Raw genomic sequence first — 13930 nt, 5'->3', positions numbered from 1 at the left:
TATTTCTCTTCTTCTTCAAAGTCTACACCCTAGAGCGTACTCTAAGTCAAATGGAAGTGAATACATCACCTCGCAACTTCTCCGTGCAATCTGCAAAAGTAAAAAAAAGCCGCCAGTTGGCGACTTTAATCACCCTGAACGGTGGATAACGAAACAAGGACCGGACTGGCGAAATCAGAGGCCTCTTCTCCTTTTGGATTATGAAGACGGAATAGAAATGCGTCCCCTTCTTCTGATTTCCAGACCATATAATCGCTAATGCCTTCTTCACCAGAGGCCTGAAGATAGAGCTCGGCATAACCAAGCGGGTGTTCTACCAGTTCTCCACTATAATCAGATACCTTACCGGCTTTTACTAATTCTTCTTTACCCGCTGTCTCCAGTTCTGCCAGATTATAATCCGAAGGCAGTGGTTCAATATCCACATAATAGTCAGCATTACTAGTCAGTGTCAGACGGCCTTGAGCAGCATCAAATGTGAATTTCTCGAATACGTACAAGGAAAATCCTTCTCCTTGTTGCAAGGTCGCCTCTAGTGATTGATTGCCATCTGCGGTCAACATTTCAAAACTTGCGGTCTGTGGACGCTCCGTTTCATTTGCTTCTTCTGTTCCATCTGTTTCAGATGGTTGTTCATTTTCTGTTGAAGGTGCTGGAGCAGGTTCACCTACTGGCATTGATGGTTGAGGGCTAGGCAAAGGTTCATTACTACCAGAGCAAGCTGCAAGTGTTAGAACCATAATGATTAATGAGATACTCATCATAACAGAACGTGGTTGAAACATCAGGTTCATTCCCCCTGTCTATATTCTGTGCTTACATGTTATTACCCATGGCTGAGACTCGGAATCCATAGGTCCAACCTATGAGTTTATCCATAATCAGTATTTCCCTTGATGCCTTTCAGTTTGTAAAATATGGAGAAAACCTCAAGGAGTGATGAGCACATGGAATTCTCAGTAAAGCAGCTGTTTGATAAGGTAGCCCAAGATTATGATGTGCAGCGAAAGCAGCTTATCCCTTGTTTTGATGATTTTTATGGAATGGCTCTGGATCTAATGGAAAGTCCGCTCGATTCTCCACGTATTCTTGATCTGGGTGCAGGAACGGGACTGCTCTCCAGATTGGTCCTGCAAAAGTATCCCAACGCGCGATTAACCCTGATCGATATTAGTGATCAAATGCTCGAAGGGGCACGTCGAAGGTTTGCTGATGCTACACAAGTGCAGTATGTGGTCGGGGATTACTCCAAGTACGATTTCACCAGTTCCTACGATATGATTATCTCCTCCCTGTCTATTCACCATCTGACCCACGCTGACAAGAAAAAGGTGTTTGACTCTGTTCACAAGTTGTTAGAACCAGGCGGATGCTTCATCAACGCAGATCAAGTTCAGGGAAGAACCCCCGATACGGACACCTATTACCGACAGCGCTGGTTAGAAACGATACATCAAAGTGGTTTGTCTGAGGAAGCCACCTCGGCTTCGATCGAAAGACGCAAGGTGGATATCAATGCCACGCTGGAGGATCAATTGATGTGGTTGGAGGAAGCTGGGTTTGGCGTGGCAGACTGCATGTACAAATACTTGGACTTTGCAGTGTTTTACGCACAAAAATAAAAAAGACCGGATTAGAAGCGAGTTATGCCCTGATCCGGTCTTCTCCCATGATTTTATTCTGAATCGATTATTTCAGCGATGCTGGCAGCTTGACGCCGAGAAGTTTGCCTTCGGCTTGGATGATGATCATTCCATTTGTCTTCAATGTCTTATTATGCAGGTCTCCCCCGGTAGAGACTCGAAAAGCTGGCTGACCCGTCATCATGTTGAGGGCAAGCAGGGTGCCGTTACGTTGCGCTCGATACATTCCTTTACCGTAAACATCGATCTGAGAAACGGGGGCATCACCATGCCACTGAACCTCCTGACCATTAGCCAGCTTAATGCCTGTGAGTTCTCCCGTGTTGTCGTTTTTGAAGATCAACCTTTCCTGTGTAATGCCAAGCCACAACATATTTTCTCCGTAAGGGCGCTGAAAAGTTCGAAGTGGCGCGGGACCCGGCTTGGTTGAGGTCAACGAATACTCCGCTATCTTATCCCCTTGTAAAATGTATAGTTTGTCTTTATTGGAAAATATCCCTCCATACCCGTTCACATACGGTGGATCCCCCGGCATGGACCACTTATACTCCTGACTTCCTTTCAACACACCGGTCTTCAAGTTGTACACATTAACTTTCCATTTGCGTTCTGGTGAAGACTCGTCATTTTCCAACATCGAAGAATAGTAGTCCGCTGAGTATACAAGACCGTCTTTGATCTGAATAGCTTCCCCCTGACCAAAATGACCCCAAAGCTTCTTGCCCGTTTTCTTGTCATATGCATTAAGCTGTAAGGATGTAAGTGCCCCTTGGACAAAAAAGGTTCTCAGCACCACACCATTAGATTCTCTCAGATACTCAGTACCATTACCTTCACCTAATGGTTCATCTGCTTCCCAGCGCAGTTTGCCTGACTGGATATCCAGTGCAAACGTTGTACTCCCCTTAATCACGTAGAGGGTATCCAACGTTGGAATCAGAGCTTCCGTACGGTTATACGTATCAATCCAGGTGGATGTGCCTGACTGCCATTTTGCTTTGCCTGTCTTCGCATTCAAGGCATATGGCTTGTGATCAATGGTCAGTCCGTAGAGAATCCCGCTTCGATAGGTAATATAAGGAGTCAGATCTTTGCCGTAAGTCCACAGCCGTTTACCTGTTGTCGCATCAAGTGCAATCAACTTCGATCCAGCAAACGTGAATACTTTTCCTTCTTCTGCGATGGCATTAACTCCAACATACGTCTCGTTCATATTCAGATAGTTATCTACTTTCGCTGTCCAAGAAGGTTTCAGTTCAGGTACAGTGATTCGCTGATAGGAATACCAGTTACGGATGGATACATCCGATGCTTCAGCATGTGCCTGAGATGGCAACACGCCGATGACTCCATGAACCATCAACATTCCGGCAGTAAGACCTGCAACGATGGGTCTGCCTGCTCTTCTTTTCCATTGCTTAGTCGTTTGACGTTTATGTCTATTGATCATAGATAGTGATTCCTCCTGTTAAAAATGAGCCTGATATATAACTACATAAATATAACGAGCAGTGAGGCCGAATAGTTACCAAATTGTTAAATTATTCTAATAAAAAGTCAAAAAAGCCGCCATAAGGCGACTTCCTGAATACGACATTATTTATGTGACAAGTTGCGAACGAGACTTTGTAACAAAGTCCCTGCTTTACTTTAGTTGGATCTGGAAGACATCACCGGCATCCCCACCAAAAACGATAAAACCACCTTTCGGGAGCTTCGTCGACTCCTGATTGGTTGCTACAGAGAAGTCAACCATTTCCCCCTTATCATTATACACTGCATAACCTCCGGTCTTGGGAGAATCCACCGTGATGGATTTGTTACCCGATCGGGCGTCGATCGCATACCACCGGGCTTGACCGTTTACCGGAATAGTTGTAATTCCTTTTTTCCCACCAAAGATTGGAGTAATCGCATCCTCTGCAATGTATTCCTGCCCATCCTGGAGCAAAATCTCGGCGCCATTCTTTGTGTAAAATTGCAGATCAAACGCGTCTCTTCCGTTCATTACAGGAATCTCGGCGATATTCTCTGCGTTGTTTGCATCCATGATTTGTGTGCCATTAGCATAGCCATTTTTGGCATCAACAGACAGGTTCTTGATCAGCATCGATGGAAGCAGATAAAAGATCGATGTTATTTTTTCATCCAACGCGTAATATTTCGAGCCGTCACGAGCTGTCCATTTCTCTTTCGTTGCTGCGTCAAGCGCATTATGATCCAGTTTTTGATAATCATACGTGTTCATCACCGTTTGACCTAAACCAGGTAACGTCATCATCGCTTGAACTTTAACATACACCTTGTCATTACGTTCCTTCACAAAGCTGGCTTTCACACTGCCATCCATACTCGTAAAATGTTCGTCGCCTGTGTACACATATTTCTGCTCTGGAATAATTCCACCCAGCAAAGCAGGCAGTTGCATCTCACCATCCTTAATCGTTATATCCAATGTCTCTCCTACCGTACCATAGAGACCGGAGTACGCGCTTAATTCTGTTGGCATCTTCACTTTGTCAGGTGACGAGAAGGTCTGATCGGGTTTAACCTTGTCAATGATGCCTTGATCCGCCAGAACTTCCAGCAGCACTTTGCTGGCAAACATCTGATTGTAGATGGAAGATCCGCCAGATGATAGAACCGCCATTGAAATATCATGTTCAGGTATAGTGATTAACACGGCATGGTACAACATGGTATCCCCGCCTTTGGCAAGCGCGGTAACCCCATAATCGCTGAAAGGTGCAAGGTCAACCGAATCCCATCCCAAGCCATAATTGATCGTATTTTGCTCATCAGATACCCATATGCCATTACGATATTCATGAGATTGCATAGCCTTCACAGCAGATTCGGACAGAATATCCGGTCTGTTCCCCATTAAAACCTCTCCGAAATGACTCAATTCTTCTGCGGTAGAGTACACTCCGCCTGTGCCGATAATGTTTGCATTTTCGGTAGGCATCTTCATCTCAAGTGTAGGCCAATAGGTTTCGGATAATTGCGCTCTGTCAAAGGAATCTAGTGGTGTCTTCGTTGATTCCAACTTCAACGGCTCGCTGATATACTTGGCGATGTATTCGCTGTAGCTTAACCCACTCACCCGTTCAACCAGGATTTCAAGCAATTGAAAACCGTCATTGGCGTAGACGGAGTATGCGCCAGGTTTGGATTTCAGTTTTTCGGACTGAAGTTTGAGCAATAACTCATCATGATTGCGGGTGTCATTATCTTCAAACAACATGCTGTTTCCATAATGTGTACCGTAAAGACCGGATGAATGATTCATCAACATGCGCGGTGTGATTTGAGTATAGCGCGTATCTGCCATTTTAAAGTCCTTGATATACGAAGTAAGCGGCTCATCCAGATCTATTTTACCGGAATCAACCAGCTTCATGGCAGCTGCCGTAACAACCATTTTGCTAACCGAGCCTATGCCATACATGCTATCCTTGTCTATTGGCTTTTGTGATGCCTTATCGTGCAGTCCGACACTATCTGATAAAATATATTCCCCTTCATCCATGATTGCATATTGCACACTGGTGACACCGTAGTTTTGCACCATCTCCTTGGCGATCTGCTCCGCCCGTGCCTCAATCGTACCGCTGTTATTCGCCTCTGCGCTGACATCTGCCAGCGGTGTAATTACAAGCACCGCTGTACATAAAAGACTAATTAGTTTCTTCATCATATGTCCTCCCTCAAATGTTCTTATGAATGAATTCATCATATCCGGGAAGAGACTGATCAAACGTAAACGAACCCTGAATGGAAAAAAACAACCCCTGAACGGCAGGTTCAGGGATTGTCGGTGTGGAACGGAAGCACAACCATGTTGTTAAATTTCCGATGCTGATGCTCAATACTCATATGTCCACCATATTTCTCGCACATTCGCGATATATTGGTTAGACCGATCCCATGGTACTCCGGATTGGACTTGTCACTTTTCAAGTCAACAATCGGTTGCTCCACATGATTCATAATCTGGATGACAAGTGCAGATGATGTGGAGTGAATGGCAATCAGGATGTATCGATCCTCGGCCTGTCTAACCTTCTTGGAGGCCTCAATTGCATTATCGAGCATGTTACCCAGCACCACACACAGATCGTACCGATCAATCTGGACATGTTGCGAGTGGAGCTGGATTTTGGTGTCGATTTTGATCCCGTTTGCCTGCCCCATAGCCAGGGTATTCGTAACGAGAGCATCAATGACCAGATTGCCGGAGTTCACCCGCTGGTATGCACCTTCAATCGTATTTAACGTAGACTTGATATGGTCACCTGCTGCCGCCAGTTCGTTACGTTGGATACATTCATCAATATACAGAAATTGCTGATTGATATCATGGATGATGGATTTAATGTTTTTGAAACTGTGAACGGTCTTCTCATAGTTGGCATCCTGGTAGTCCATCTGACGTTGCAAGTCGGCATTTTCATGCACGAGCTGTACCTTTTCCACCATATTATCGAATACATAAACAATGAACACGTTGAGAAATAGAGAGCCTAGTACAGAAAAGACGTAGAATATGTTTTTTTCACTATATATGGAGGCCACATTGATCTGATAGATTGTAATAATGGGTACGATAAGAAACAGCAAATAATAACGATAATGAACGGCAAAACTTCTACGTTTGGCGACTAGACGGACAACTTGAATAACAATGAACATGATGCTGCAACCAAGCAGCATCACCTTGGAGAGAATCCAGTGGTCATCTCCGTTGAACTGTTCCCATGAAATGAAATCTGTGGATTCCAAAACTCCGAGAATATATACAGCTATCGTATTCGCCATAGTAATCAGGACCGCATACAGGATGGTAAAAACAAGCTTGATTTTGAACTCCACTCCATAGGACTGTGCCAGACTAAAGATTAATACCAGAGCAACAGCAGTCGAAACAAGATCGGAGAAGGAAGATGCCAAATAAAAATAACCCAGCATAACAAATACTACGAAATAGAGCGCTCTCTGAGGCTTCCGCTTGGACTTGCCCAGCACAGAATCAAAATAAAAATTTGCCTGAAATGCCATAAGTAAGGTCACAAAGATGATGGAAAAGATCATATAGGCATCCATATCACTGAATCCTCATGATCATATATTTGGTGTAGGCATCCTTGATTTCTTTGACCTTGGATCTGCCTATGGGCAATTCCGTTCCATTCAACATGACGACTTGGGTACCGGAAAACTTCTGAACATGCATCAGGTTGATGATAATCGAGCGATGAATCTGCAAGAAACCATGGTCTTTCAGACCGGTAGCGTAGCTGGATAAAATGCCTTTGGTCTCATGTACATTTTCCTGTGTCACAAAATTCAACTTGTTCTTGATCGTTAAACTTTTGACGACCTCAATCCAGAGAATATCATCATATTTCAGCAGCAGTTCATCATAGTCTGATTTGATTAATACATACTTTTTGTCCAATGCCTGAAAATATTGACACAGCTTAATCATCTTTTCCTCGAAAACTTGCGGCTGAATTGGCTTGATCAGATATTGGAAGGTGATGACATCAAAGCTCTCCACCATGTATTCCGGGTAACTGGTCAAGAACATAATCTGTACATCCAGAAACTTCATGTCCCTGATCTCTTTAGCGGTCTGAATCCCGTTCATTCCGCCCATCTCCACATCCAAGATGAGAATATGAAATGTATCCCCAACCTCTCTGTAATGCGAGAGCAGCTGTTCACCAGATGTGAATAGGCTAATTTGAAAATCAAAATTGGTTTTTAGAGATAAGGAGAGCAGCATCGTTTTCACACGTTCTCGTTGCTGCTCCTCATCATCACAGATTGCAATATTGAACATGGGGGAACATCCGCCTTTCATCGACATCGACTCTGAATTTCACTCTCGAATATACTATTTTAGCATAGGTTTCGGAGTCGAATTGGGATGAAATGCATTATTTAGACTCTAAAACGCAGTTCAAGCTCAAAAGTCGCCACATTGACGACTCTTGAGCTTGAAACCTTCTCCATCCATTCCTATGAAAAAACCGGTCTGTTACTTTGTTTTTTTTGGGAAAGCATGGCGGTAATATCGTATTACCTTGCGATACATCGTCTTGTCCTTTAATTGATTGAATATATATGGGTCAGGTTTGACATTCACTTCAATAATCCAGGGTTTCAGACTGTGGTCAAGGCCGATATCCACACCAATTTGCTTAAGATGCGGGTACTTTTTTTTCATATGACGAGCTATGCGCAGGCTAAGCTCATTCATCTCTTGAACCAGTTCATTCCTGCGTTTGGTGGATGCATGTGATTGTAGCAGCTTGTGAATATCCATCGGTGTTCCACCACTATGATAATTGGTTACGATTTTCTTTGGATGACCCAGTCGGCCGATGATTCCGGTAGCTTCCCAATGTTTGGTCGGGCTTAGCTGTATCATGACTCGGATGTCAAAACGTCTGTTATTGTGCTTAAGAAGATGGATTCCTCTCTGAATCAGATAACTTCTTTTATTCACCACGCGAGTCAGACTGTTATAAAACGATTCAAAGCTGTCAAACGTCAGGCGTTTTTGCTCGATCTGATAGACAAAATGTTGCTGACTTTCCATCTCGGCCTTAATAACCCCCATCCCGAAAGTACCTCTCTCGGGTTTGACATAGACCATCCCATATTTGCTGATCATGGATTTCAGATTCGTTTTGTTATATTTCTGTGTGTCGGGGATAAACGGTTTAATTAATTCATTATTAATGATCAATTTAGTTTTTAACCACTTGCTTCTTAACGGCTGCAATTTATCAACTCCCATGTCGTAAACTCTCCCTTCAGCAACCGCATCATAGCCCGCTGTTTGATCAAGATCCTGCATGCATTATATGTAATACCGATAAAGGAGCCCTCAACAAAAGCCCCTATTCGTAAAAATGTATATTTGCACATGCCCTGACCGAAACACTTTTGCACACATACCATATAATGAGTCATCACGATTTGTGCAAGGAGATGAGTAAATGTCCGTCTTGCCTGAAATCCGGTTGAATAAAGCGCCTAAGATTGATGTTCTGATACCAGCGATCGAGAAAGATTTGGCTACCCTTCCCCTCGTCATCGATAACATTCGCCGTTATGTAAAACATCCCATTGGAAGCATATATATTGTTTCTCCGGTCAGCACCAAAATCAGAAAACTTTGTACCCTCAAAAACTGCATTTTTGTTAATGAGCGATCCGTCCTGCCTATAACCAAAAACGACATACATTACCAGTCCTCCCGATGGAATCGGTCAGGCTGGTTATATCAACAGCTGCTCAAAATGAACGGAGATTCCATTGTGAAGGCAAAGTACTTTCTAGTCATGGATGCGGATACCGTACTGATTAAACCTCATTCATTTCTTGTAGAAGGCAAAACAGTCTTTTACTGCCGTGACTGGAGCCAGCCGGAATATTTCAATACCTACCGCAAGTTGTTAGGCATGAAAGCTCCACGTCCCCGCTCTTTTGTCACCCATTATATGCTGTTCGACAAATCGAAACTCGCTACCTTAAAACAGAAAATTGAAGCGGTTCATAAACTGCCATGGTACAAAGCAATCATCTCCAATATCAATAAGAAAAAGCAGTTTGGTTTCTCCGAGTATGAAACGTATGCCAATTTTATGTATACGAAAAACCCAGGCAGCATGGTCCTTAGAAGTTCCAAGAATAAAAGTCTGAATGTGAACGCTTCTTCGTTAAAAGAGCAACAAATCCGCAATCTGGCTCTTAAATATCGTTCTCTTTCCTTTCATAAAAGGAAAATCTATAGTAAAGCTCCCTGAGCTTAAGGAGGAAGCCCATGCATATCGTACTGCTGTGCGGCGGCTCTGGCAAAAGGCTCTGGCCTTTATCCAATGAGCTTCGCTCCAAGCTGTTCATAGATATACTTCCATCACCCGCTGGAGGTAGGGAATCCATGATCAGCAGAGTATGCCGCCAGCTTGACAGTTCATCCCTAACGGATTCAACACTCATTATTTCACATCAGGATCAGGCTAATATTACGGCACGACATACTCAAGGCAAAATACCAGTCATCGGGGAACCTTATAAACGAGGCACTTTTACTGCGGCGGCCTTAGCGACGTTATATCTGCAATCCTTCCGAATGGCCAAAGATGACGATGTGATCTGTATCGCGCCAGCTGATGTGTTCGCAGGTGAAGATTTTTTCAGCAACTTCCAATTACTGCCGGACATATTGAAACATTCTCAAGCCGATATCGCTCTAATTGGGACAAGGCCTACACATGCTTCAGATCAGTATGGATACATCCTTCCAGGTGGAGAAGAACGTAATGCTTATGCGCCCATTACACATTTTATAGAAAAACCCGAAGCCACCATTGCTGAAACTCTGCTACAACGTGGGGCACTATGGAACTGCGGTGTGTACGCATTCACCGTCGCGTTTATGATGTCCCATATTGAACAAATGGGGCTTCCGGTGAATTATGAACAACTGTTAGCCCTCTATGAGCAGTTGCCTGAACGCAGTTTTGACAAACATGTTGCAGAAAAGGCGCAGCGGGCCGCAGTACTACCCTATACGGGAGTATGGCAGGATATCGGAAGCTGGGATACGCTGTGCGCACAGTTAGATACCCATGTAATCGGACACGGTGGAATCTCGGGTTCTTCCTCCGATTCCTATATTATTAATGAGCTTCCCTACCCCATCCAAGTCATTGGCGTGCCAGGTATTATCGCTGCCGCAAGTCCGGATGGCATTCTCATTGCCAACAAAAATAATGCAAATGAAATTAAAGCGCAATTGGGTAACTTGCCATTAAAACCGATGTATGGTGAAGCAACCTGGGGCAGTTATCGTGTCATTGAAAGTTCGTTAGAAGATGAGAATAGAACAGTAACCACATTAAACATAACAGTTCTACCGGGCAAACATATCGGGTTGAACTGGCATAGAAGTGGGTGTAGAGCTTGGACCGTGCTTGCAGGCAGTGGGCAAGTGCTCGTCAACGGAAAGGTCATGCAAGTGAGTATGGGCAATCAGTTCGCGATTACCAAGGAGAGTCTCTTTTCTATTCTGGCTGAAACCAGGATGGTGATCCTTGAGGTCCGGATCGGGGTAACAGAGGATAAAGAAAACATACTTTTTGAAGAAGAAGATTGGAATGTAATCCTAAAAAGTGCAGGTTCATTTAACGCTTAATGGGAGAATAAACCGATTCAATCTGCGTGTCATACAGCCCCTTCCATTCGCGGAAGGGGCTCATTGGCATAATTAAGGGAAACCTGACACTTCTTCTCCCTATATCTTAGTTAAACAACTTGCAAAGTTCCTCTACTTCCAGACGTGCAACTGGCTGGTAAGCGGAACTTTGTACATAACGCTGGAAGCTGTATAACAACTGTCTGCCCTCCAATGTAGTCATCAGACGCTCCAGATTCAGCGCTCCCATCAGCACTCTCCCCTTCCGGACCCGACACTCCATCAACAGGCCGAGCTTGTGGTTTCGCTCAAAATTGTCAATGGTCTGCACGATCGGATTCAAGTCTTTATCCAACTCATCCAAGATGATCGATGACGACTCGGACACGATGCTCCACCACGGATAAGTTGAGTGCTCCTCTGTGACAAAATGTTCGAAGGCCGGATGGTCCTGTTGAATCAACAAGCCCATTGTACCCACAGGAACTTCTCTCTTCATATTCTCCGATATCGAACGGAACATGGGGTAAGACCAGAAATCGGTGCTGTAGAAACCTTCGATCGCGTGTTGAATCTGTTTGGGATTCGGGAAAAGTAAAATATCCTCGCCCTGCTCAAGCAACGCCAACGCCTGTTCCGAGAGTTCGGTAAATAGATTCAAACCGCTCAGGTCCACTTCTTGCTGATTTGGGTAGATCCACAGGTCGTACGACTTACGGATATCCGTGCCCGGAATGGACAGTCTGAGCTCCACTTGGGTCATATTGGAGACTTCAGGGATGCGAATGCTGAGTTCTGTGATATTCACATAATGTTCCCCATGAGTCGCTGGCAGGTCTGCTTTCCCTTCCAATAGGACGCTTCCTTCGATCTGCTCGCTTTGAATTTCCCACTTCAATTGAAGTCCGTCCAACGCTTGTCTCCGGAAGTAACTTAGTTCAATGCGTGCTTCGAACAATTCACCCGCTTGATAATTATATTTGGGGAATCTCGCCAACAACACAGCGTCGGAACAAAACGTTCTCCACTCCTCAGGTGTAATCATGCCTTTGGAATCCATGAATGCGTCCAGTACACCCACCAGCGCTGTTCCCTGACCGCTGAAATCCTGAAGATCCAGCAGCTGGAACCCGGCTAGTTGCTGCGAACGAAAAGCAGCTTCCAGTTCTTCCTTGTAACATGCGACCGCGAGTTTACCAGAAGCTCTGAAGTATGCTTCCGCCAGATGTCCCAGTCCTTTGGCATTCAGACGCTCTCGAAACACTTCGAAATTCTTGGCTTTGAGAGAACCCGTATACTTGTTGATCTCCTCGAAATTAGGAAACGTGGCGTACTGTCCAATTTCATGCGAGATGATTGGTACGTGTGAGACAAGTTCGTCACTTCCAGCTTCGGCCTGCACTGTTTTGGAACCTGTCCCATACTGAATCTGAATCTCTTTGTTTGCCGTTTGCCCAGAAGGATCAGCATTGATGCCTTGCGTCGGCACAATGTTCGAATCGTAATCTTTCAATGTATTTGGCAGGTCGGTCTGCACGTGACCGAGCGGAGCATCACACATCGCATATGAACCTCTGAACAGACGCTCTTTGGAGAAACGAACCCCGCAGAAAAATTCACTTTCCTCCAGAATGTCCGGCACAAACTGAAAGTTATTCGAACCTTCGGTGTATAGATGACGAGGATCATATGCTTTGTATGCCTTCAGGATCGAATTCAATCTGTTCTTGCTTCCCCATAGTTCATTCCCCATGGACATCATGACAAACGAAGGATGATTACCAAAAGCACGCAGCATCGCAAATCCTTCGCTAATCAAGTAATCCTGCTCGGCTTGATTATGCCCATCCGAAGATTCATCCGTAATGGTTCCCCAGAACGGAAGCTCAGGTTCCATGTAGATGCCGAGCAGATCCGCTGCAATAAAAGCAGCCTCCGGAGGACAACAGGTATGGAAACGGTAGTGATTGATACCGTAGGACTTGGAGATAGCGAGAATGCGAACCCATTCATCCACATCGGTTGGCGCGTATCCCGTGAGCGGAAAGATCAGCCCGTCATGTTTGCCTCGAAGAAACGTTTTGCGACCATTAATGGTGAATTTGTCTCCAGCAGCCCGGAATTCCCGTAATCCCGTCCATACTTCGGTGGAATCCAGCACTTCGCCGTCCTGATCTTGCAGATGAATATGAAGTTGGTACAGGTTAGGTTCATCATCACTCCATAACATCGCATCTTCGCCAATCTTGTACGTCAGCTGGATTTCCTGCGAATCCGGGGCGAAAATCTGTTCCTCGGTCGTATACACCGGATCTGCACTGACTGCAACAGCCGAAACCACGATTCGTACTTCTTGCAGGTCACCAACAAGTGCTGCCTTGATCTCGAAAGATCGAGTCGCAAGATCGGGATAGACCTGAACATTATCCAGGAAAACACGCTCGAAAAATTGAAGTTCCAATTTCCCGGTGATGCCGTTCCAATTCGTCTGCGTGTCTTCGGATGTAAGGTGACCACCTTTGGTTGGATAATTGGTATTGTCCACTCGAATGGTAATTGTATGAGTCCCAGCGGTTAGCCCTGCCTCCATCTCGTAACGGTGAGGTGTGTTCAGACTGTTTTGCGTTCCCCATTCCACCCCATCGATCCAGACTGTGGTTACTCGAGTTCTTTCCAGATGCAAGAAACACCGTTTGCCAGCCAAGTCTTCTGAAATCTCAATCTCTCGTGAAAACCAGGCATAACCCTCAAATAAATACTCATCCGTTAGCGCACCAATTAACACATTCTCGTTTTTCTTCCCCTTGGCCGCATGAGATGTAGTATTTGGCAATGTAATAACGTCTGAGAAATTCAGACCACGTTCCACCTTATGTTCATCGAGTTGGAGTTTCCATATGCCTTCCAGATTTATTGCAGCTATCATGATAGTGTCCCCTTTTAGATTCATATAATCGATACAAGTAATCGCTTCCAAGTAACAGAAACCGTTTTCGAAAATCATACCTGTATTATAAACTCGATTGACGCCCCTCGCATAGATTATTTACAAATAAAAAAGTCACCAATACTG

The 13930-nt window shown here is 44.7% G+C and carries 10 protein-coding genes; 3 read left to right on the top strand and 7 right to left on the bottom strand.

The window, feature by feature from the left end; all coding sequences use genetic code 11:
- Positions 1–125: 125 nt before the first annotated feature.
- Complete coding sequence (locus MHI12_RS14305; RefSeq protein WP_405172753.1) at positions 126–785, bottom strand: hypothetical protein; 660 nt, start codon at positions 783–785, stop codon at positions 126–128.
- Between the two features lie 162 nt (positions 786–947).
- Here MHI12_RS14305 and MHI12_RS14300 point away from each other — a divergent pair, with 162 nt between their 5' ends.
- The gene (locus tag MHI12_RS14300; RefSeq protein WP_405172752.1) at positions 948–1622 is read left to right on the top strand and encodes a class I SAM-dependent methyltransferase; all 675 of its coding nucleotides are present in this window, start codon (positions 948–950) and stop codon (positions 1620–1622) included.
- A 67-nt stretch (positions 1623–1689) separates the two neighbouring features.
- Here MHI12_RS14300 and MHI12_RS14295 read toward each other — a convergent pair whose 3' ends face one another.
- The 5 genes from MHI12_RS14295 to MHI12_RS14275 form a co-directional block, all read right to left on the bottom strand.
- On the bottom strand, positions 1690–3093 hold the full coding sequence (locus MHI12_RS14295; protein WP_405172751.1) for a PQQ-binding-like beta-propeller repeat protein: 1404 nt from the start codon (positions 3091–3093) through the stop codon (positions 1690–1692).
- 195 nt (positions 3094–3288) lie between these two features.
- Positions 3289–5340, bottom strand: a complete 2052-nt coding sequence (locus MHI12_RS14290; protein ID WP_405172997.1) for a serine hydrolase domain-containing protein — start codon at positions 5338–5340, stop codon at positions 3289–3291.
- 110 nt (positions 5341–5450) lie between these two features.
- Positions 5451–6749 (bottom strand): ATP-binding protein, encoded by a 1299-nt coding sequence (locus MHI12_RS14285; RefSeq protein WP_405172750.1) that lies wholly within the window; start codon positions 6747–6749, stop codon positions 5451–5453.
- A gap of 1 nt (position 6750) precedes the next feature.
- Positions 6751–7491 (bottom strand): LytR/AlgR family response regulator transcription factor, encoded by a 741-nt coding sequence (locus tag MHI12_RS14280; RefSeq protein ID WP_405172749.1) that lies wholly within the window; start codon positions 7489–7491, stop codon positions 6751–6753.
- Positions 7492–7689: 198 nt separating this feature from the next.
- Complete coding sequence (locus tag MHI12_RS14275; protein WP_405172748.1) at positions 7690–8454, bottom strand: YheC/YheD family protein; 765 nt, start codon at positions 8452–8454, stop codon at positions 7690–7692.
- Between the two features lie 202 nt (positions 8455–8656).
- Here MHI12_RS14275 and MHI12_RS14270 point away from each other — a divergent pair, with 202 nt between their 5' ends.
- Positions 8657–9466 (top strand): DUF6492 family protein, encoded by an 810-nt coding sequence (locus MHI12_RS14270; RefSeq protein ID WP_405172747.1) that lies wholly within the window; start codon positions 8657–8659, stop codon positions 9464–9466.
- Positions 9467–9483: 17 nt separating this feature from the next.
- A complete protein-coding gene (locus MHI12_RS14265; protein WP_405172746.1) occupies positions 9484–10857 on the top strand; it encodes a sugar phosphate nucleotidyltransferase in 1374 nt (457 codons plus the stop codon).
- A 106-nt stretch (positions 10858–10963) separates the two neighbouring features.
- On the opposite strand, the gene MHI12_RS14260 is transcribed toward MHI12_RS14265, so the two are convergent.
- Positions 10964–13783 carry a glycoside hydrolase family 2 TIM barrel-domain containing protein gene (locus tag MHI12_RS14260; RefSeq protein WP_405172745.1) on the bottom strand — a complete coding sequence of 940 codons (2820 nt, stop codon included), beginning with the start codon at positions 13781–13783 and terminating at the stop codon, positions 10964–10966.
- Positions 13784–13930 lie beyond the last annotated feature (147 nt).

The organism is Paenibacillus sp. FSL H8-0280 (genome assembly GCF_045040665.1).
GTDB classification, from domain to species: domain Bacteria; phylum Bacillota; class Bacilli; order Paenibacillales; family Paenibacillaceae; genus Paenibacillus; species Paenibacillus xylanexedens_A.
Note: the sequence above shows the minus strand (reverse complement) of the source record. Positions and strands in the feature narration are given on the sequence as shown.

Excerpts from the sequence above, each read along its gene's own strand:
- MHI12_RS14260 (WP_405172745.1), bottom strand. The coding sequence starts at position 13,783 with ATGATAGCTGCAATAAATCTGGAAGGCATATGGAAACTCCAACTCGAT.
- MHI12_RS14295 (WP_405172751.1), bottom strand. The coding sequence starts at position 3,093 with ATGATCAATAGACATAAACGTCAAACGACTAAGCAATGGAAAAGAAGA.
- MHI12_RS14305 (WP_405172753.1), bottom strand. The coding sequence starts at position 785 with ATGTTTCAACCACGTTCTGTTATGATGAGTATCTCATTAATCATTATG.
- MHI12_RS14270 (WP_405172747.1), top strand. The coding sequence starts at position 8,657 with ATGTCCGTCTTGCCTGAAATCCGGTTGAATAAAGCGCCTAAGATTGAT.
- MHI12_RS14285 (WP_405172750.1), bottom strand. The coding sequence starts at position 6,749 with ATGGATGCCTATATGATCTTTTCCATCATCTTTGTGACCTTACTTATG.
- MHI12_RS14300 (WP_405172752.1), top strand. The coding sequence starts at position 948 with ATGGAATTCTCAGTAAAGCAGCTGTTTGATAAGGTAGCCCAAGATTAT.
- MHI12_RS14275 (WP_405172748.1), bottom strand. The coding sequence starts at position 8,454 with ATGGGAGTTGATAAATTGCAGCCGTTAAGAAGCAAGTGGTTAAAAACT.
- MHI12_RS14280 (WP_405172749.1), bottom strand. The coding sequence starts at position 7,491 with ATGTTCAATATTGCAATCTGTGATGATGAGGAGCAGCAACGAGAACGT.
- MHI12_RS14265 (WP_405172746.1), top strand. The coding sequence starts at position 9,484 with ATGCATATCGTACTGCTGTGCGGCGGCTCTGGCAAAAGGCTCTGGCCT.
- MHI12_RS14290 (WP_405172997.1), bottom strand. The coding sequence starts at position 5,340 with ATGAAGAAACTAATTAGTCTTTTATGTACAGCGGTGCTTGTAATTACA.